General features: G+C 63.0%; 18 protein-coding genes. 13 read left to right on the top strand and 5 right to left on the bottom strand.

Features of this window, described 5'->3' with window-relative positions; translation table 11 throughout:
* Positions 1–53 precede the first annotated feature (53 nt).
* Genes NKJ67_RS22020 through NKJ67_RS22010 form a run of 3 tightly spaced genes read left to right on the top strand, consistent with a single transcriptional unit; the run spans position 54 to position 3,095 of the window.
* On the top strand, positions 54–932 hold the full coding sequence (locus tag NKJ67_RS22020) for an ABC transporter permease (RefSeq protein ID WP_352583052.1): 879 nt from the start codon (positions 54–56) through the stop codon (positions 930–932).
* Positions 929–2,083: an ABC transporter permease gene (locus NKJ67_RS22015; RefSeq protein WP_352583050.1), complete on the top strand. Its 1,155-nt coding sequence runs from the start codon at positions 929–931 to the stop codon at positions 2,081–2,083. Before NKJ67_RS22020 ends, NKJ67_RS22015 begins: the two co-directional genes overlap by 4 nt.
* A gap of 40 nt (positions 2,084–2,123) precedes the next feature.
* Positions 2,124–3,095: an ABC transporter substrate-binding protein gene (locus NKJ67_RS22010; protein ID WP_013894623.1), complete on the top strand. Its 972-nt coding sequence runs from the start codon at positions 2,124–2,126 to the stop codon at positions 3,093–3,095.
* Positions 3,096–3,140: 45 nt separating this feature from the next.
* Here the strand turns inward: NKJ67_RS22010 and NKJ67_RS22005 are convergent, their stop codons facing one another.
* Positions 3,141–3,599, bottom strand: a complete 459-nt coding sequence (locus NKJ67_RS22005; protein ID WP_352583048.1) for an Lrp/AsnC family transcriptional regulator — start codon at positions 3,597–3,599, stop codon at positions 3,141–3,143.
* A gap of 125 nt (positions 3,600–3,724) precedes the next feature.
* Between NKJ67_RS22005 and NKJ67_RS22000 the strand changes: the two genes are divergently transcribed.
* Positions 3,725–5,008 carry a cystathionine gamma-synthase family protein gene (locus NKJ67_RS22000; RefSeq protein ID WP_352583046.1) on the top strand — a complete coding sequence of 428 codons (1,284 nt, stop codon included), beginning with the start codon at positions 3,725–3,727 and terminating at the stop codon, positions 5,006–5,008.
* 138 nt (positions 5,009–5,146) lie between these two features.
* Positions 5,147–5,590 carry a CHRD domain-containing protein gene (locus NKJ67_RS21995; RefSeq protein ID WP_352583044.1) on the top strand — a complete coding sequence of 148 codons (444 nt, stop codon included), beginning with the start codon at positions 5,147–5,149 and terminating at the stop codon, positions 5,588–5,590.
* Positions 5,591–5,642: 52 nt separating this feature from the next.
* On the opposite strand, the gene NKJ67_RS21990 is transcribed toward NKJ67_RS21995, so the two are convergent.
* The 3 genes from NKJ67_RS21990 to NKJ67_RS21980 form a co-directional block, all read right to left on the bottom strand.
* Positions 5,643–7,292, bottom strand: coding sequence for a thiamine pyrophosphate-binding protein (locus NKJ67_RS21990; protein WP_352583043.1), 1,650 nt, complete (start codon positions 7,290–7,292; stop codon positions 5,643–5,645).
* Positions 7,289–8,464, bottom strand: coding sequence for a CaiB/BaiF CoA transferase family protein (locus tag NKJ67_RS21985; protein ID WP_352583041.1), 1,176 nt, complete (start codon positions 8,462–8,464; stop codon positions 7,289–7,291). Before NKJ67_RS21985 ends, NKJ67_RS21990 begins: the two co-directional genes overlap by 4 nt.
* 99 nt (positions 8,465–8,563) lie before the next feature.
* Positions 8,564–9,496 (bottom strand): alpha/beta fold hydrolase, encoded by a 933-nt coding sequence (locus NKJ67_RS21980; protein ID WP_352583039.1) that lies wholly within the window; start codon positions 9,494–9,496, stop codon positions 8,564–8,566.
* 182 nt (positions 9,497–9,678) lie between these two features.
* Between NKJ67_RS21980 and NKJ67_RS21975 the strand changes: the two genes are divergently transcribed.
* Both NKJ67_RS21975 and NKJ67_RS21970 read left to right on the top strand, forming a co-directional pair.
* The gene (locus NKJ67_RS21975; protein WP_352583037.1) at positions 9,679–10,686 is read left to right on the top strand and encodes a ribonuclease T2 family protein; all 1,008 of its coding nucleotides are present in this window, start codon (positions 9,679–9,681) and stop codon (positions 10,684–10,686) included.
* An 80-nt stretch (positions 10,687–10,766) separates the two neighbouring features.
* On the top strand, positions 10,767–11,378 hold the full coding sequence (locus NKJ67_RS21970) for a hypothetical protein (RefSeq protein ID WP_352583035.1): 612 nt from the start codon (positions 10,767–10,769) through the stop codon (positions 11,376–11,378).
* 4 nt (positions 11,379–11,382) lie between these two features.
* Here NKJ67_RS21970 and NKJ67_RS21965 read toward each other — a convergent pair whose 3' ends face one another.
* Entirely contained in the window at positions 11,383–12,669 is a 1,287-nt protein-coding gene (locus NKJ67_RS21965; RefSeq protein ID WP_352583112.1) for a GGDEF domain-containing protein, read from the bottom strand.
* Between the two features lie 273 nt (positions 12,670–12,942).
* Here NKJ67_RS21965 and ettA point away from each other — a divergent pair, with 273 nt between their 5' ends.
* The 6 genes from ettA to NKJ67_RS21935 all read left to right on the top strand — a co-directional run bounded on the left by ettA (position 12,943) and on the right by NKJ67_RS21935 (position 18,134).
* The gene (gene ettA / locus NKJ67_RS21960; protein WP_027034974.1) at positions 12,943–14,592 is read left to right on the top strand and encodes an energy-dependent translational throttle protein EttA; all 1,650 of its coding nucleotides are present in this window, start codon (positions 12,943–12,945) and stop codon (positions 14,590–14,592) included.
* Positions 14,593–14,651: 59 nt separating this feature from the next.
* Positions 14,652–14,900 carry a DUF6290 family protein gene (locus NKJ67_RS21955; RefSeq protein WP_352583033.1) on the top strand — a complete coding sequence of 83 codons (249 nt, stop codon included), beginning with the start codon at positions 14,652–14,654 and terminating at the stop codon, positions 14,898–14,900.
* A complete protein-coding gene (locus NKJ67_RS21950; protein WP_352583031.1) occupies positions 14,897–15,163 on the top strand; it encodes a type II toxin-antitoxin system RelE family toxin in 267 nt (88 codons plus the stop codon). The genes NKJ67_RS21955 and NKJ67_RS21950 overlap by 4 nt, the downstream gene beginning before the upstream one ends.
* Positions 15,160–15,951, top strand: coding sequence for a trans-aconitate 2-methyltransferase (gene tam / locus NKJ67_RS21945; protein WP_352583029.1), 792 nt, complete (start codon positions 15,160–15,162; stop codon positions 15,949–15,951). Before NKJ67_RS21950 ends, tam begins: the two co-directional genes overlap by 4 nt.
* 186 nt (positions 15,952–16,137) lie before the next feature.
* A complete protein-coding gene (locus tag NKJ67_RS21940; RefSeq protein ID WP_352583027.1) occupies positions 16,138–17,259 on the top strand; it encodes a beta-ketoacyl-ACP synthase III in 1,122 nt (373 codons plus the stop codon).
* A gap of 257 nt (positions 17,260–17,516) precedes the next feature.
* Positions 17,517–18,134, top strand: a complete 618-nt coding sequence (locus NKJ67_RS21935) for an MOSC domain-containing protein (RefSeq protein WP_352583025.1) — start codon at positions 17,517–17,519, stop codon at positions 18,132–18,134.
* Positions 18,135–18,165 lie beyond the last annotated feature (31 nt).

Below are 18,165 nucleotides of genomic sequence, written 5' to 3'. Positions count from 1 at the left end.
ACGAAGAATGGGTATGGCCGCTCTTTGCCGTTGGGCAAAGGGGAGCGCACCTAATGGACACCTTCCGCGACAAACTCATCCCCGTGACCTCGATCCTCGCAGGCGTGGTCGTGCTCTGGTATGTCTTCGCTGTCATCCTCAACACGCCGTTCCAGCACGATCTCGACCGTCGCGCCGGTGAGACCTCCACGTTCAGCGAACTCATCGGCAAGACGCTGTCGCAGCCGAAGCCGACATTGCCGGCGCCGCATCAGGTGGCGGTGAATTTCTTCGAGAACACCTTCCTGCGGCCTATCACCTCGAACCGCAGCCTGGTCTACAATGCCTGGGTGACGCTGTCGTCGACGCTGCTCGGCTTTGCCTTCGGCACCGCGCTCGGCATCATCATCGCTGTCGGCATTGTCCATGTGGCGACGCTCGACCGCAGCCTGATGCCGTGGATCATCGCCTCGCAGACCATTCCCATCCTGGCGGTGGCGCCGATGATCATCGTCGTGCTGGGGGCGATCGGCATCAGCGGCCTGATCCCGAAGGCGATGATCTCGACCTATCTGTCATTCTTCCCGGTGACTGTCGGCATGGTGAAGGGGCTGCGCTCACCCGAGATCATGCATCTCGACCTGATGCACACCTACAATGCCAGTCGTGCGCAAACCTTCTGGAGATTGCGCGTGCCGGCCTCGGTGCCGTTCCTGTTCACCTCGATGAAGGTGGCGGTGGCGGCAAGCCTGGTCGGCGCCATCGTCGGCGAACTGCCGACCGGTGCGGTCGCCGGCATCGGCGCCAAGCTGCTCGCCGGCGCCTATTACAGCCAGTCCATCGACATCTGGTCGGCGTTGGTTGCTGGGTCTGTGGTGGCAGCACTTCTCGTCATGGTTGTCGGCATTGCCGGGCGCCTCGTCGACCGCGCCATGGGCGGGAGGCCGGCATGAACTGGCTGAAACCCTCCTGGCAGGCGGTGTTGGCGATCGTGCTGTGCCTGATCGCGGTCGCGCTCGGCCCGATCGCCGCGCCGAAAGTGGATGCGCTGGCGCAGCCTGCAGGGACGTTGATATATCCCTATGTGGCGACGACTTGGCTGATCTTCGGCGTGCTGCTTCTCGCCGCTTTGATCTCGATGACCAGAATACCGTCCGTCGTCGAAGCGGTTGTGCTTTTCATCGGCGCGCATCTGGCCGCCTGGCTGCTGATTGGCGGCATCACCGGTTTCGAGGGCCTGGCACGGGCGCCGTTCTTCCTGTTGCTCACCGCTGCCTGGCTGCTTGGCTGGCGTTGCGTGGCGGTGCTGTCGTCGCTGCGTCCTTTCGCCAAATGGGCTCGCACCGCGCTGCACCTGATCATCCCCGCCATCTTCGGCGCCTGGATCCTGATCATCTGGGAGGCGGTGACGCGCGGGGCCGGCATTCCCTTCATCCTTCTGCCGCCGCCAAGCGCCATCGGCGCACGCATCGCCGGTTCGCTGCCGGTGCTCGGCGCGGATGTCCGCCAGACCATCTTCAAGGCGGTGATCTTCGGCTATGTGGTGGGCAGCGGCGCCGGCTTCATCACCGCAATCCTCGCCGACCGTGTGCCGTTCCTGCGGCGCGGCCTCTTGCCTATCGGCAACATGGTCTCGGCGCTGCCGATCATCGGGGTCGCCCCGATCATGGTCATGTGGTTCGGCTTCGACTGGCAGTCCAAGGCGGCTGTTGTCATCATCATGACCTTCTTCCCGATGCTGGTGAACACGGTCGCCGGTCTGGCTGCCTCCGGCCACATGGAGCGCGACCTGATGCGCACCTATGCGTCGGGCTACTGGCCGACGCTGCTGAAGCTTAGGCTGCCGGCCGCTGCTCCCTTCATCTTCAACGCGCTGAAGATCAACTCGACGCTGGCGCTGATCGGCGCCATCGTCGCCGAGTTCTTCGGCACGCCCGTCGTCGGCATGGGCTTCCGCATCTCGACCGAGGTCGGGCGGATGAACATCGACATGGTCTGGGCCGAAATCGCAGTTGCAGCACTTGCAGGTTCGGTCTTTTATGGCGTGGTCGCTCTTGTCGAAAGAGCCGTCACGTTTTGGCATCCCTCTGTCCGTGGTGGATAGGGGCGGTGGGTTTAGGGCACTAACTTCAGAGGGTAAAAAAATGAAAAGACTGATTATTCCCGTTCTGGCTGGCGCGATGTCGCTCGCCGCGTTCCAGGCAATGGCCGCCGACAAGGTGACGTTGCAGCTGAAATGGGTCACGCAGGCTCAGTTTGCCGGCTACTATGTCGCCAAGGCCAAGGGTTTCTATGAGGCCGAAGGTCTCGACGTCGACATCAAGCCGGGCGGTCCCGATATCGCGCCCGAGCAGGTGATCGCCGGCGGCGGCGCCGATGTCATCGTCGACTGGATGGGCGGTGCGCTGGCCGCCCGCGAAAAGGGCGTGCCGCTGGTCAACATCGCCCAGCCGTTCAAGAAGGCAGGCATGGAGCTGGTCTGCCCGAAGGACGGCCCGATCAAGACCGAAGCCGACTTCAAGGGTCACACACTGGGCGTCTGGTTCTTCGGCAACGAGTATCCGTTCTACGCCTGGATGAACAAGCTCGGCCTCAAGACAGACGGCGGCCCGGACGGCGTCACCGTCTTGAAGCAGAGCTTCGACGTGCAGCCCCTGATCCAGAAGCAGGCGGATTGCATCTCGGTCATGACCTACAACGAGTACTGGCAGTTGATCGACGCCGGCTACAAGCCGGAACAGCTGACCGTGTTCAACTACTCGGCCATGGGCAACGACCTGCTTGAGGACGGGCTCTATGCGTCCGAAGACAAGCTCAAGGACCCGGCCTTCGAAGACAAGATGGTGCGTTTCGTGCGCGCCTCGATGAAGGGCTGGAAATACGCCATCGACAACAATGACGAAGCCGCTGGCATCGTCATGGACGGCGGCGGCCAGGACGAGAACCACCAGAAGCGCATGATGAGCGAAGTCGCCAAGCTGATCGACAATGCCGACGGCAAGCTCGACCCGGCGACCTACGAGCGCACCGCCAAGGCGTTGCTCGACCAGAAGATCATCACCAAGGAGCCGACCGGCGCCTACACCACCGCCATCACGGACAAGGCGGTCAAGTAAGCCTACTGCGCATGATCTCGAGACGCGGCGCCTCCGGCAGAAATGTCAGAGGCGCCGTTCCTTTATGGTGTTCATGACGAAGCTGGTCTCGATCGAGGCGACGCATTTCAGCCGCGCGATCTTTTCCTTGATGAAGCGCTCGTATTGCTCAAGGCTTCCCGTCACCACTTTCAGCACATAGTCGCGCGAGCCGGTGACGAGGTGGCATTCCAGCACCTCTTCCCAGCCGCGGATCGCGTCCTCGAACATGACGATCTCGTCTTCGTTCTGGCGGCTGAGCCGGATGGTGGCGATGGCGACCATGTTCCAGCCGAAGGCTGAGGGATCGACCAGCGTGGTGTAGCCCCTGATGACACCGGTTTCCTCCAGCCGCCGCACCCGCCTCAGGCAGGGCGACGGCGACAGGCCGATCCGCTCGGCAAGCTCATTGTTGGTGATGCGGGCGTCGGCCTGCAGTTCGCGCAGGATCCTGCGGTCGAAATCATCGGCTATCTTCTGCTGCACTTTCCGTCTCTCCGGGCAATTTGTTGCGGGAATGCAGCCATGAGAGCCCAAAAATAGCAAGGACTGGCGGAAAGGGATCGCATAAATTGCCGTTCACTATGTCACTCGAACAGGCAGGAAAGCTCATGACCGCGCCACGCCCGTCGAAAACCCATATCGGCAACCACAAGCTCCACCCGGAGACGCTGATGCTGAGCTATGGCTTCGATCCGCAACTTTCGGAGGGTGCGGTCAAGCCGCCGGTGTTCCTGACCTCGACCTTCGTGTTCAAGTCGGCGGAAGAAGGACGCGACTTCTTCGACTACACCTCCGGCCGCAAGGAGCCGCCGAGCGGCACGGCGTCGGGCCTGGTCTATTCGCGCTTCAACCATCCCAACAGCGAGATCGTCGAGGACCGGCTGGCGATCTATGAGGGGGCGGATGCCTGCATCCTGTTTTCATCCGGCATGTCGGCGATCGCCACCACGCTACTCGCCTATATCAGGCCGGGCGACGTCATCCTTCATTCGCAGCCGCTTTACGGCGGCACGGAGACGCTTCTGACGCGCACGCTCTCCGGCTTCGGTATCGGCGCTGTCGGTTTCGCGGATGGCGTCGATGAGACAGCGGTGCGCACGGCCGCCGACGCCGCCGTCGCGAAGGGCCGCGTGTCGGTCATCCTGATCGAGACGCCGTCAAACCCGACCAACAGCCTGGTCGACATCGCGCTGATGCGCAAGATCGCCGACGAGATCGGCGCGAGCCAAGGGTCGACGCCGATCGTCGTGTGCGACAACACGCTGCTCGGCCCGGTGTTCCAGCGGCCCATCGAACATGGCGCCGACGTGTCCGTCTATTCGCTGACCAAATATGTCGGCGGCCATTCCGACCTCATCGCGGGCGCCGCCATGGGCAGCAAGGCGGTCACCAAGCCGATCAAGGCGCTGCGCGGCGCGATCGGCACGCAGCTCGACCCGCATTCCTGCTGGATGCTTGGCCGCTCGCTGGAGACGCTGTCGATCCGCATGGAGCGGGCCAACGACAATGCGCGCCTGGTCGCCGAATTCCTGCGCGACCATGCCAAGGTCGAGAAGGTGCATTACCTTCCGTTCCTGGGCGAGGAAACGCCCGCTGGCCGCACCTACAGGGCGCAATGCACTGGTGCCGGCTCGACCTTCTCCTTCGATATCAAGGGCGGCGAGAAGGCGGCTTTCGCCTTTCTCAACAACCTGCAGATCTTCAAGCTGGCGGTGAGCCTGGGCGGAACGGAATCCTTGGCCAGCCACCCCGCGGCCATGACCCATTCGGGCATACCCTTCGAGGTGCGCGAACGCATCGGCGTGCTGGAGACCACGGTCAGGCTGTCGATCGGCGTGGAGCACCCGGATGATCTGATCGCCGACCTGACGCAGGCGCTGGCAGCCGTCTGACGCCGCCGGTATCGCGCGGTCCATTAGTCTGCACGTAAGTGTTACTCGCGCGCAGCCATTCGCTCTTATAAGCCTTGTGCCGATACATCCGCGCGCCGGGGAGCCGTGGCTGGATGTCATCAGCAAACGGAGATTCTCATGCGTATCCAATCCTTGGCGCCGATGCTTTCGGCACTGGCCATCTCGGCGTCCTTCCTTACGGCGGCGCCGGCCCTGGCCGAGACGGTGAAGCTGAAAGCGACGCTCGACGGCGCCCAGCAGAACCCGCCGGTGACCACGAAAGGCAAGGGCACCGCAGCTCTTACCTTCGACAAGGCCACGAAGAAACTCAGCTGGAACGTCAAATATTCCGGGCTGAGCGGGCCGGCGACCGCCGGGCATATTCACGGCCCAGCCGCGATGGGTGAAAACGCCGGGGTGGCGATCCCGTTCAAGGGCAAGCTCAAGAGCCCGATCAAAGGGTCGGCCGTGCTGACCGACGCGCAGGCCGCCGACCTGATGGGCGGCAAGGACTATGTCAACGTGCACACGGCAGCCAACAAGGACGGCGAAATCCGCGGACAGATCGAGACCGCCAAGTAGCGCAAGCCGCATGACAAAAAGGGGCGGGCGACCGCCTCTTTTTTTGTTTGGACTACGCCTTGTCGCGTATCTGCGTCATCGTCTTGGTCGGCGTGATCGCTTCGGGGTCGAGGCGGATTTCCACGATCGCCGGCTTGCCGCTGGCGCGGGCACGTTCGAAGGCGGGAGCAAAATCGGCGGTCTTGTCGACCGTTTCGCCATGGCCGCCATAGGCGCGGGCGAGAGCCGCGAAGTCGGGGTTCTTAAGATCGGTGGCGACGACGCGGCCGGGATATTCGCGCTCCTGATGCATGCGGATGGTGCCGTAGATGCCATTGTTGACGACGACCACAATGATAGGCAGGTCATACTGCACGGCGGTGGCGAATTCCTGCCCGTTCATCAGGAAGCAGCCGTCGCCGGCGAAGGCGACCACGGTGCGCTCCGGGAACAGCTCCTTGGCGGCGACGGCCGCAGGCGTGCCATAGCCCATCGAGCCTGACGTCGGCGCACCTTGAGTGGCGAAGCGGCGGAAGCGGTGGAAACGATGCACCCAGGTGGCGTAGTTGCCGGCGCCGTTGGTGAGGATGGCGTCGTCGGGCAACATCTTTTCGAGGTAGTTCATGATCGGCCCCATCTGGACCGAGCCGGGGCCGCCTTCCGGTGGCGTCGACCAGTCGAGATAGGCGGCATGCAGCTTTGGCGTTTCGGCTGCCCAGACGGGTGCGGAGGCCGGCTTGCGCCTGGCGAAAGCGTCGATGAAGGCGGACGGCGAGGCGTTGATCGCCAGTGTCGGCCTGTAGACGCGGCCGAGTTCGCCGGCGTCGGCATGGATATGCACCAGCGTCTGGTCGGGGTAGGGGCTTTTCAGCAGCGTGTAGTCCGAGGAGGGCATTTCGCCCATGCGGCCGCCGATCAGCAGCACGAGATCGGCCTGCTTGATCGCTGTCGCCAGCTTCGGATTGATGCCGATGCCGACATCGCCGGCATAGTTCGGATGCAGATGATCGAACAGCATCTGGCGGCGGAAGGAGCAGCCGACCGGCAGCGACCAGGCCTCGGCGATCGTGCGCATTTGTGCAACCGCCTCGGCGTCCCAGCGCGTGCCGCCGAGGATGACGAACGGCCGCTTGGCCTTAGCCAGCAGCTTTTCCAGCGCATCGAGCTCCGCTTCGCCGGCCCGTGTTTCCACCGGCGTGTGCGGCAAGGCGATGGGCGCCTCGACGATGCTGGTCAGCATGTCTTCCGGGAGCGAGATCACCACCGGGCCGGGGCGGCCTGACGTCGCCACAGCGAAAGCGCGGGTGACGAATTCGGGGATGCGCGAGGCGTCGTCGATCTCGACCACCCATTTGGCGATGTCGCCGAAGAACCTGACGTAGTCCACTTCCTGAAAAGCCTCGCGCTCCTTGGCGTGGCTGGCGACCTGGCCGATGAACAGGATGACGGGTATCGAATCCTGCATGGCGATGTGGATGCCGGCCGAGGCGTTGGTGGCGCCGGGGCCGCGGGTGACGAAGCAGATGCCGGGCTTGCCGGTCAGGCGGCCGTGGCAATCGGCCATCATCGCGGCACCGCCTTCCTGGCGGCAGACGATGGTGCGGATCGCAGAGTCGTGCAGCGCGTCGAGGACCGCCAGATAGGATTCACCGGGCACGCAATAGATGCGGTCGGTGCCGTTGGCTTCGAGCGCGTCGACGATGAGTTGTCCGCCGGTCTTCATTGTCCAGACTTCTCCAGTTCGGCAAGGATTTCTTGCGTGTGCTCGCCCAGGCGCGGCGAGGGGCGCTCATAGACCAGCGGCGTGCCGGACATCACCATCGGCGCACGCACCGAAGGCAGAAGATTGCCATGGCCGTCGTCGAGATCGAGCCGCATGCCGCGCGCGATCGTCTGCGGATCGGCAAACATCTGGCCGATCGTGTTGATCGGGCTCGCCGGCACGCCGGCCGCTTCCAGCTTGGCCAGCAGCGGATCGCGGTCAAAAATCTTCAGCGCCTCGATCATGCGCTCGCGCAGCTTGACCCGGTTGGCGACCCGGGCGGGATTGGTGGCGAAGTCGGGATTGGCAGGCAGGTCGTCCATTCCAACAGCGGCGCAGAATTTGGCGAACTGGCCGTCATTGCCGACCGCCAGGATAATGTGCCCGTCCCTGACCGGCACCACCTCGTAAGGGGCGATGTTCATGTGTGCGTTGCCCATCTGCACCGGCGATTGGCCGGAGACGAGATAGTTCAAATTCTGGTTGCCGAGGGCCGAGATCTGGGTGTCGAAAAGCGCCATGTCGACGTGCTGACCTTCGCCGGTCTGCTCGGCATGGCGCAATGCTGCCTGGATGGCGATGACCGAATAAAGGCCGGTGAAGATGTCGGAGATGGCGACGCCCGCTTTTTGCGGCTCGCGGCCGACCTCGCCGGTGATCGACATCATGCCGGCCATGGCCTGGATGATGAAGTCGTAGCCGGCGCGCGGCGCGTAGGGACCATCCTGGCCAAAGCCGGTGATCGAGCAATAGACGAGGCGCGGGTTGATCTGGCGCAGGCTGTCATAGTCGAGGCCGTATTTCTTCAGGCCGCCGAGCTTGAAGTTCTCGATCAGCACGTCCGAGGTGGCGACCAGCCGGCGTACGGTCTCGGCGCCTTCCGGTGTCGAGAAATCGATGGCGATGGAGCGCTTGCCGCGATTGCAGGAATGATAATAGGCGGCCGACAGGTTCTCGCCGTCCTTGCCCATGACGAAGGGTGGCCCCCATTTGCGGGTGTCGTCGCCGCCATCGGGGCTCTCGACCTTGATGACATCGGCGCCGAGATCGGCAAGCAACTGCCCGGCCCATGGCCCGGCAAGGATGCGGGCGAGTTCGACGACGCGGACGCCTTTCAGCGGGGGCTCAGCCATGAATCACCGTGGTTGCCGCAATCACCGTGATTGCTGCGAAAGCAGAGCCTCTATCAAGCCCTGCAACGGCTGTCACGGCTCTTGCAATGGGCCAATCCGTCACGCTTTGAGGACTTCTTCGGCCCAAATGGCGAAATCATCCATGATGGTGTCGCGGTTCACCTCGTTCAGGCTTTCGTGGCGGGTGTCGGCGTAAACCTTTGAAACCAGATTCGAAAAGCCCATCGCGCGCATGCGGCCGGCAAGATGCGTGATCCCTTTGCCATAATCCGAGGCGGGATCCCTTTCGCCGCCGACGATGCTGACGGGCAGGTCGCGTCGGATACCGGCAAAGCCGGCATCCTTGCCGCCGTTCAGCGCCATGCCGACGACGTCGCGCCACATCGACACCGAAGCATCCCAGCCGCAGAGCGGATCGGCGATGTATTTCGCCACTTCCGCCTCGTCGCGCGACAGCCAGTCGAACAATGTGCGGTGGTTGGGCACCGCTTTGCCCCAGGCCTGGAAGGTGAGCTTCGGCAACAGACGCGATGGCACGTCGGAGCCGAGCCGCATTCTCTCCCAGGCAAGGACGCCCAGCGCCACCTGCCCGAGCAGGCCTTGGGAGAAATTGCCGTTCCAGATCGCGGCGGCATGGACGCGTGGCGAATGACTTAAAAGGAAATTCAACGCCACGGATGCCCCCATCGAATGACCAAACAGGATGACCGGTCTGTTTGGCTGTTCGCTGGCGATGAGGTCATGGATGGCGCCGATATCGGCGATCACCTTGGCGGGGCCATGCCTGTCGGCGAACCTGCCGAGCGGCGCGTCGGGCGCCTTGGTCGCGCCATGGCCGCGATGATCGTGGACATAGACGTGGAAGCCGCGGGAGCCAAGAAAATCGGCAAAGCGGGCATAGCGCGCCGCGTGCTCGGCCAATCCATGATTGATCTGGACGACGGCGCGTGCCCGGCCGTCGGCCTGCCTGACGAAAAGATTGAGCTCGGCACCGGTCGGCGAGGCAACCACGCGCTGCTGGCTGAATGACATGCCGCCTGGTCCCGCCCTTGCATTATCGTCGTTGGCTTTGTTTGCGCCGGCCCACATTATGCGTCAATCCGGCAAACCCGCTTTTCGCGACGATGTTTCTTGCGTTTGGCCAGCAAAATATCGCAATTCTGACATGGAGACAGCTTCAGTCTGTCGCCCACTTGTCCAGCCGGGGATTTTCCATGCGTAGTGCTGTCATTTTCGGATTGGCCATGCTGGCGGCGTCGCTGGCCGGGGCGGCGCGTGCCGACGTCAAGATGAGCGGCAGCTTCGTCGCCGACGCTGCCTGTCCGGCGACGCAAGCGATCAAGAACGGCAAGAACCCCGGCAATGTCTCGACCGATGCCGGGAAGAGCTACCAGCTGCTTGCCGGCAACAAGGATGCGCCGACGCACTACCTTATCCTGGTGCCGGGCGCCGATCCGGAGCGCCGCTGGGTGAAGGTCAGTTGCGGCCATGTTTCCGGCAGCAGCGCGGCGACCGTGCCGGCCGCACCTGACGGCCAAGGCAAGCCGGCGGCGTCGGGAAAACCCGAATACGTCTTCGCGCTGAGCTGGCAGCCGGCGTTTTGCGAGACAAAGTCGAACAAGACCGAATGCAAGGCGCAGAACGCCGGTGATTTCGACGCGACGCATTTCACCTTGCATGGGTTGTGGCCGCAGCCGAACGGCAATTTCTATTGCCAGGCGACGGCGAGCGACAAGGCCAACGACAATCCGGCCCACTGGAAAGACCTGCCGCCGGTCAATCTGGACGCCAACACCCGCACGGAGCTCGATCAGGTGATGCCTGGAACGGCCTCCCACCTCGAGCGGCATGAATGGATCAAGCACGGCACCTGCTACGGCAAGAGCCAGCAGGACTATTTCTCCGACGCGCTCAACCTGATGCGCGCGGTGAACAGCTCGCCGGTGCGCGATCTCTTTGCCAAGAACATCGGCGGCAAGCTGACGGCGGACCAGATTCGCGGCGCTTTCGACACTGCCTTCGGCGCGGGGGCAGGCGACCGGGTGCGTGTGTCCTGTGTCATCGATCCGTCGAGCGGCAGGCGGCTGATCGGCGAACTGACGCTCGGCCTCGCCGGCCCGATCGGCCCGAACAGCTCGCTCAAGGATCTGCTGCTGGCTTCGGTGCCGACCAACAAGGCCGGTTGCCCGACAGGCAATGTCGACGCGATCGGCTTCCAGTAACTCTCAACAGAGGTACCGGACTGTCGCCCTGCCGTGCCCTGGTGCTATGCTGCGAGCGCATCATTCTGGCGGGGGCGGCAATGGATGGCATGACGAGCAGCGCGCTGGCGCGGCTGGCTTTCTGGGCCAAGGGCATGGTCTCGATAAACGATGCCCGCATGGAATGGCCGGGCTTTTCGTATACCGACGCCGAATGGGCACGCATGCGAACGCTCTCCGAACCGATCGGCGTCGGCACGTACCAGCTGTTCACGATCGTCAATGCGGTGATCTTCATCATTATCGCGGCGATCGGCATTTTCGGCGCCTTCCTGCCGCTGGCGACGTTGCTGTTTCCGGTGCCGGCGGACACCAGCGCGTTGAAATTCTCCTCGCTGCTGGCCGCTTGCGCTTTCTTGATCATCGGGCTCGGCCTGCCGATCTCGATGCGTCTTTCGGCCATGCTGGTCGGCGGCAAGACGATGCGAGCAGCATTTGTTTCCGCGCCCGGCGACGAGGCGTTGGCGTCGAAAGTCTCGTGGCAGATCAACCGCATCATGCTGATCCTATGCGGCCTGCTGGTGCCGGGCATCCTGCTGTTCATTGCCTACGATATCGAGGCCGGGCCGATTATCACGGCGCTGAAATGGCTGGCGATCGCGCTGATGGCGGTTTCAACCGTGACGGGCTTTCGACGGCAGAGGAAGTCGTAACGAACTAGATCCGTGCGGATTTGGTCCACGCAGCGGCCGTGTCGGCTTCGTGGCCGCCCGGCTCGCCGACGACGCGATCGCGGCCGGTCGACTTCGCCTTGTAGAGACGCTGGTCGGCAAGCGCGAACAGGTCGGCAAGGCAGCGTGTGGTTTCGCCGACGCTGGAAACGCCGGCGCTGACGGTGAGCTCGAAGCGGCTGGTGGTGGCCGAGCCCTTGATCGCATGGCGAATGCTTTCGCCGAACAGCCTGGCGACCGGGTGCGGACGAGAACTGAGGATGGCGAATTCCTCGCCGCCGATGCGGAACACCTGGTCTTCGGCGCTTGCCGTCTCCCCAAGCAGGGCAGCGACCGCCTTCAGCACCTTGTCGCCTTCGGCATGGCCGAAACGGTCGTTGATCGATTTGAAATGGTCGACATCGATGATCAGCAGGCTGAGCGGCCTGGCGGTACGCAGGCTGACCTGGACGGCGGCTTCACCGTCGGCGTCGAAGCGCCCGCGATGCAGCAGGCCTGTCAGCCCGTCGCGGCCGACATGTTCGACCAGCGCTTCGTAGCGTTCGCGATAGGTCAGCGTATCGAAGATATCGGTCAATCCGCGCGGCGCAGTGACCTGGCGCTCCTCGAACCATTTGAGATAGGCAACGAGCATGGTGCTGAAGGTCACCGCCGCCGCCATCTTGGCGAACCAGCCGCCGAAAAAGACGGCCATCGGCGCGCCGGCAACGAAATGCAGGGCGGTGAAAAAACCGGCCTGGTCGAAGGTCAGCACGCAAGCGACCGAAATCAGGATGCGCGCGAACGGCGCCTTGCGAAGATACCGACCAAGCTTTTCGTAGAGCAGGATGATCAGGATGGCATCGACGAACAGCAGCGTCGTGCCCCACACCATCAGCCAACCCATCTGGTCGATGAAGCCGATGTCTGGAAGCCTGCCGTCGGGAAGTGCCGCGATGACGTGCAGGCGCAGCAGCAGCACCAGCCCGATCATCAGCGCATTGCCGAGCAGCAGGCCGTAGATCGGCTGACGCACGGTTGCAGCGTCCTCCTTCATATAGAGCAGCAAAAGCATGACCAGCTTGCCGGAAAACAGCACCGCCGAGCCAGGCGAGACCATGCCGAACGGCAGAGCGACGTAAAAGACGCTGGCGAGATAGGTCTCGAGGAAGTGCATGACACCGAGCGCGCAGACGAATACGCCGAGGCCGATACGCCGTCTGAAGCGGAAAAGCGTCACCATGACGCTGAAGTAGACGACCGCTTCGGCAAGGAGCAGGAAACTGTTCAGCAATGCCGTCGACCCGATCTCTTTCTCGAAATCGCGAATAGCGAGCGATTCCACTCCGATCCTGTTTTGACGCCGAAGAGTTAACCGGAGATTTCAGCACGCTTCGTGCTGGTGGAAAACTTCGGCGGTTGGCGGACACTTCCGCGTGTGACCGGGCAGATATGGCAAAAGCGATTGCCGTTCGCCGCCGCATCGCCTACATAGCGGCCAACCTCCACTCAATTCGACAGATCCAGTCAGTTTTCTGGGCCAGTCATTTTTTCAGGGAAAGCGCGCGTGGCACGCCAGTTCATCTATCACATGGCCGGCCTCAACAAGGCCTATGGCACCAAGAAGGTGCTCGAGAATGTCCATCTCTCCTTCTATCCCGACGCCAAGATCGGCATCCTCGGCCCCAACGGTTCGGGCAAGTCGACGATCCTCAAGATCATGGCCGGGCTCGACAAGGAGTGGAACGGCGAAGCCTGGCTGGCCGAAGGCGCAACTGTCGGCTACCTGGCGCAGGAGCCGGCGCTCGATCCGGACAAGACCGTGTTCGAAAATATCATGGAAGGCGTCGCCGCCAAGACCGCCGTCATCGAACGCTATAACGAATTGATGATGAACTATTCCGACGAGACGGCCGACGAGTCGGCCAAGCTCCAGGACGAAATGGACCGGCTCAACCTTTGGGATCTCGAACAGCAGGTCGAGATGGCGATGGAAGCGCTGGGCTGCCCGCCCAAGGATTCGGAAGTCACCAAGCTTTCGGGCGGCGAACGGCGCCGCGTCGCACTTTGCCAGCTTCTGCTGCGCCAGCCCGACCTTCTGCTGCTCGACGAACCGACCAACCATCTCGACGCCGAGACCACGGCGTGGCTGGAAAAGCATCTGCGTGCCTATCCGGGCGCCGTGATGATCATCACCCACGACCGCTACTTCCTCGACAATGTCACCGGCTGGATCCTCGAACTCGATCGCGGCCGCGGCATTCCCTATGAGGGCAACTACACCAAATACCTCGAAGCCAAGGCCAAGCGCCTCAAGCAGGAAGGCCGCGAGGACGATGCCCGCCAGCGCGCCATCGGCCGCGAGCGCGAATGGATCCAGTCGAGCCCGAAGGCTCGCCAGACCAAGTCCAAGGCGCGTATCCAGGCGTTCCAGGATCTTTTGGATGCAGCCGACAAGCGGCGTCCGAGCGATACGCAGATCGTCATTCCGCATGGCGAGCGGCTCGGCAATGTGGTGATCGAGGCGGAAGGCCTGTCGAAGGGCTTTGGCGACACGCTGCTCATCGACGGCCTGGAATTCAAGCTGCCGCCCGGCGGCATCGTCGGCGTCATCGGCCCGAACGGCGCCGGCAAGACGACGCTGTTTCGCATGATCACCGGCCAGGAAAAGCCGGATGCGGGCTCGGTCCGCGTCGGCGAAACGGTCAAGCTCGGCTATGTCGACCAGAGCCGCGATGCGCTCGATCCGTCAAAGACGGTGTGGGAAGAGATTTCCGGCGGCGCAGAAGTGGTCAAGCTCGGCAAGTTCGAGGCCAACACGCGCGCCTATTGCGCGTCGTTCAACTTCCGTGGCGGCGACCAGCAGCAGAAGGTCGGCAATCTGTCCGGCGGCCAGCGCAACCGCGTGCATCTGGCCAAGATGTTGAAGACCGGCGGCAATGTGCTGCTGCTCGACGAACCGACCAACGATCTCGACACCGAAACGCTGGCGGCACTCGAAGACGCGCTGGAAAACTTCGGCGGCTGCGCCGTCATCATCTCGCACGATCGTATGTTCCTTGATCGCCTGGCGACGCACATCCTCGCCTTCGAGGGCGACAGCCATGTCGAATGGTTCGAAGGCAATTTCGAGGATTACGAGCAGGACAAGATCCGTCGCCTCGGGCCTGATGCCGTCAACCCGCACCGCATGACCTACAAGAGGCTGACGCGGTAAGGGCAGGATCCGTTGCAGGCAATCGTCGTTTGGCCTAAATTGGGTTGACGGAGCTTTCCATGATCACAGTGAAACTGCCGCAAAAGACTGAAAAGCTACTGGCCGACATCGCTAAGGCAAGCGGCCGCACGACCGATCAGGTTGCAGTCGACGCGATCCTCGAGGCCATCGAGGATTGGCAGGACGCCAGGATTGCCGAGGAACGGGTCAGGAATGATGACGGTGTTCGTATCCCGCTGGAGGAGATGATCCGCCAGCTTGAACTTCGTGAAGGCGACGAGCGTAGCAACAAGCCCGCCACTGAATGAGCTGGCGTGTCGAGTTCACGCCGCGCGCTAAGAAGGACATTGAGAGGCTTTCGACGAAGGACCAACGCCGTGTCCTCGAATTCCTCGCCGGGAGAGTTTCGGCGCATCCCGATCCAAGAGTTCTTGCCAAACGCCTTACTGCAAGCAAAGAAGAAGCTTGGCGGTTTCGCGTCGGCGACTACCGGATCATCGTCCAGTTCTGGGATAGTCGCCTGGTCGTCCTGGTCGTGGAAATAGGCAACCGACGCGAGGTCTATCGATGAACAACAGCGCCGTTTCACAAAAGCCCGACTGGTCCGCCGCCCAATATCTGAAATTCGAAGACGAGCGCACGCGGCCCGCGCGGGATTTGGTCGCGCAGGTGCCGGTGGACTTCCCGCGCCGGGTCGTCGACATCGGCTGCGGGCCGGGCAACTCGACCGCGCTGCTTGTCGAGCGCTGGCCGGATGCTGAGGTGAGCGGCTTCGACACTTCGCCCGACATGATCGAGAAGGCGAGGGCGCGCCTGCCCGAGGTCACCTTTGATCTCGCCGATGCCTCCGAATGGCAGCCGGCGGAGCCGGTCGACGTGATTTTCGCCAATGCTGTGTTCCAATGGCTGCCTACCCATCCGGCGGTGTTCCAGCGGCTGATGGGCTTCCTCGCCCCAGGCGGCGCACTTGCCGTCCAGATGCCCGACAATCTGGGCGAGGATTCGCACCGCCTGATGCGGGAGACCGCCGCCGAAATGCCATTTGCCGAAAAGCTCAAGGGCGCGGCACGCGGGCCGTTGCCGGCGGTGTCGTTCTACTATGACCTGCTGTCGCCGCTCAGCGACCGGCTTGATATCTGGCACACCATCTACAACCATCCGCTTGCCGACGCGCAGGCGATCGTCGAATGGGTGAAATCGACGGGTCTGAAGCCGTTCCTCGATCCGCTGGACGCCGAGGAGAGGGCGATGTTCCTCGAATGTTACACGGCCAAGATCGCCAAGGCCTATCCGAAGACGGCTGATGGCAAGGTGCTTTTGCGCTTTCCGCGCATTTTCATTGTCGCAAAACGAGCTTGATTATCCATGTCGCGCGGCGCCTTAGGGCCGCTTGGCTTTGGCTGTGGCCATGTCGAGGGATCGGCTTCAGTCGGCCCAGATCTTTGGTTTAAGCCGGCGTAAACCGCCTCGGTGAGAAAACTGTTGCGCCGGAGCGTTCCGGCGCCCACATGAAGCCGCAGCGCCTGCGGATGGGACGGACTGGACATGCATCGCGTCATCATCAGCGGCATCGGCGTTGAGATCCCCGAACCCACAATCACCAATGAAGAACTGGTCGCCAGCTTCAATGCCTGGGTCGACATGGAGAACGCGCGTCGCCAGGATACTGGCGAGCCGCCGCTGCCGAAATCGGACAGCGACTTCATCGTCCACGCCTCGGGCGTGCGCACCCGTCATGTGATCGAGCGCGAGGGCATCCTCGACCCGACCCGGATGGCGCCGCGCATTCCCGCACGGCCCGACGATGCGCTGTCGCTGGAGGCCGAGTTCGGCATAGCCTCGGCGAAGAAGGCCCTCGACCATGCCGGGCTGCAGCCGTCGGATATAGACCTGGTGATCTGCTCGGCCTCGCATCACCAGCGGCCCTATCCGGCGATCGCCATCGAAATGCAGGAGGCGCTGGGGACGAAGGGCGCCGGCTTTGACATGGGGCTTGGCTGTTCTTCGGCGGCGGCCGCCTTGCACATAGCCGTCAATTTGGTGCGGTCGGGCGCGCACAAGCGCATTCTGGTGACGACGCCCGAGATCATCACCGGCCATCTCAATTTTCGCGACCGGCAGACGCATTTCATCTTCGGCGACGCTTCGGTGTCGATGGTGGTCGAAGGGCTGGCCAAGGGCGACAAGCGGCCGGGGCGCTTCGAAGTGCTCGACACGCGCGTCTGGACGCAGATGTCGAACAACATCCGCACCAATCTGGGCTATCACGCCCGCACCGCCCAGGATGATCCTTACATGATCAATCTGGAAGGCAATCTGATCAAGCAGGTCGGCAACAAGGTGTTCAAGGAAGTCACCGTTGCCGGGCAGAAATTCATCGTCGAATTCCTGGCCGAGCACGGGCTGACGCCGCAGGCGATCAGGCGCTTCTGGCTGCATCAGGCCAATGCACGCATGAATGCGATGATCCTGAAACTGTCGTTCGGCCACGAGGTCGACCACGACCGCGCGCCGATGGTGCTGGAGCGGCTTGGCAACACGGCGGGCGCCGGCGCCATCGTCGCGCTGTCGGAGAACCACGCCGACATGAAGCCCGGCGATTTCGGCCTGATCTGCGCCTTTGGCGCGGGGTATTCGATAGGCGGCGCGCTGTTGCGGATGCTCTAGCTATGTCGATATTCAGGTGAGGCCGCCCGGCGAATGGCAGCTTCCTGCGCTTCCCCGGCTCGGCCTGACCTGACTCTCAACACACCTTGGCGCGCAATACGTCTTGTTGCGTCAGGCTGGTGCGAAGGGCACCAGCATCGGCACTCGCCTGGCGATCGCCATCCCATCGGTGACGTTGATCGGACGATCAGCACTTTCGACTGGACGCCGCGAAGTCCGCCCGGCTAATTCGCTGGATGACGAGAGAAAAGAACGCCATGCTGGATCTCTTCCCCGAGGCTGAAAAGCCGATCGAAATCATCCCTGCGCGAAAGCTCGCCGCCAAGGCGGCAGCGCTTTACGTGGCACCGGCGGATCATTTTCAGACGCGCCCGGTGGACGAATTGCGGCTGGGTTTCGACGGCATATCAGGCGATTTCCATGCCGGACCGACGCGGCGCTCGGGCGGGCGCGAGCCCTGGTATCCGCGCGGCACAGAAATGCGCAACGAACGGCAATTGTCCATCGTGGCAGCGGACGAGCTGGCGGTTGTCGCCGAGCGCATGGGCCTGGCCGAGATCAGGCCGGAGTGGATCGGCGCCAATCTTGTGATCGAAGGGGTGCCGAACCTCTCCATGCTGCCGGCCGGCACGCTGCTGTTCTTCAAGGGCGGCGTCACCATCAAGGTTGACGCACAGAACGGACCTTGCCGCATCGCCGGCCGGTCGATCGCCGAAAACGCCGGAATGGCCGACGTCGAAGCTGGCGCGTTGCTGTTCCCAAAAATGGCGAAGCGGCTGCGCGGCGTCGTCGCCTGGGTCGAGAAGCCGGGAACGGTCAGGGACGGCGAAGAAATCTCGGTGCGCGTGCCGGAGCAGTGGATCTATCGAGCCTGAGGGCAGGCTGCGCTGCCCAAGCAAAAGTGGC

The sequence above is a fragment of the Mesorhizobium sp. M0088 genome (genome assembly GCF_040322895.1).
Classification (GTDB): Bacteria; Pseudomonadota; Alphaproteobacteria; order Rhizobiales; family Rhizobiaceae; genus Mesorhizobium.
Note: the sequence above shows the minus strand (reverse complement) of the source record. Positions and strands in the feature narration are given on the sequence as shown.

What these genes read in the sequence shown, in the direction of transcription:
- NKJ67_RS21940 (WP_352583027.1), top strand. Translation starts at nt 16,138, where the DNA reads ATGCATCGCGTCATCATCAGCGGCATCGGCGTTGAGATCCCCGAACCC.
- NKJ67_RS21985 (WP_352583041.1), bottom strand. Translation starts at nt 8,464, where the DNA reads ATGGCTGAGCCCCCGCTGAAAGGCGTCCGCGTCGTCGAACTCGCCCGC.
- NKJ67_RS21950 (WP_352583031.1), top strand. Translation starts at nt 14,897, where the DNA reads ATGAGCTGGCGTGTCGAGTTCACGCCGCGCGCTAAGAAGGACATTGAG.
- NKJ67_RS22020 (WP_352583052.1), top strand. Translation starts at nt 54, where the DNA reads ATGGACACCTTCCGCGACAAACTCATCCCCGTGACCTCGATCCTCGCA.
- NKJ67_RS21980 (WP_352583039.1), bottom strand. Translation starts at nt 9,496, where the DNA reads ATGTCATTCAGCCAGCAGCGCGTGGTTGCCTCGCCGACCGGTGCCGAG.
- tam (WP_352583029.1), top strand. Translation starts at nt 15,160, where the DNA reads ATGAACAACAGCGCCGTTTCACAAAAGCCCGACTGGTCCGCCGCCCAA.
- NKJ67_RS21975 (WP_352583037.1), top strand. Translation starts at nt 9,679, where the DNA reads ATGCGTAGTGCTGTCATTTTCGGATTGGCCATGCTGGCGGCGTCGCTG.
- NKJ67_RS21995 (WP_352583044.1), top strand. Translation starts at nt 5,147, where the DNA reads ATGCGTATCCAATCCTTGGCGCCGATGCTTTCGGCACTGGCCATCTCG.
- NKJ67_RS22000 (WP_352583046.1), top strand. Translation starts at nt 3,725, where the DNA reads ATGACCGCGCCACGCCCGTCGAAAACCCATATCGGCAACCACAAGCTC.
- NKJ67_RS22010 (WP_013894623.1), top strand. Translation starts at nt 2,124, where the DNA reads ATGAAAAGACTGATTATTCCCGTTCTGGCTGGCGCGATGTCGCTCGCC.
- NKJ67_RS21955 (WP_352583033.1), top strand. Translation starts at nt 14,652, where the DNA reads ATGATCACAGTGAAACTGCCGCAAAAGACTGAAAAGCTACTGGCCGAC.
- NKJ67_RS21990 (WP_352583043.1), bottom strand. Translation starts at nt 7,292, where the DNA reads ATGAAGACCGGCGGACAACTCATCGTCGACGCGCTCGAAGCCAACGGC.
- NKJ67_RS21970 (WP_352583035.1), top strand. Translation starts at nt 10,767, where the DNA reads ATGGATGGCATGACGAGCAGCGCGCTGGCGCGGCTGGCTTTCTGGGCC.
- NKJ67_RS22015 (WP_352583050.1), top strand. Translation starts at nt 929, where the DNA reads ATGAACTGGCTGAAACCCTCCTGGCAGGCGGTGTTGGCGATCGTGCTG.
- NKJ67_RS21935 (WP_352583025.1), top strand. Translation starts at nt 17,517, where the DNA reads ATGCTGGATCTCTTCCCCGAGGCTGAAAAGCCGATCGAAATCATCCCT.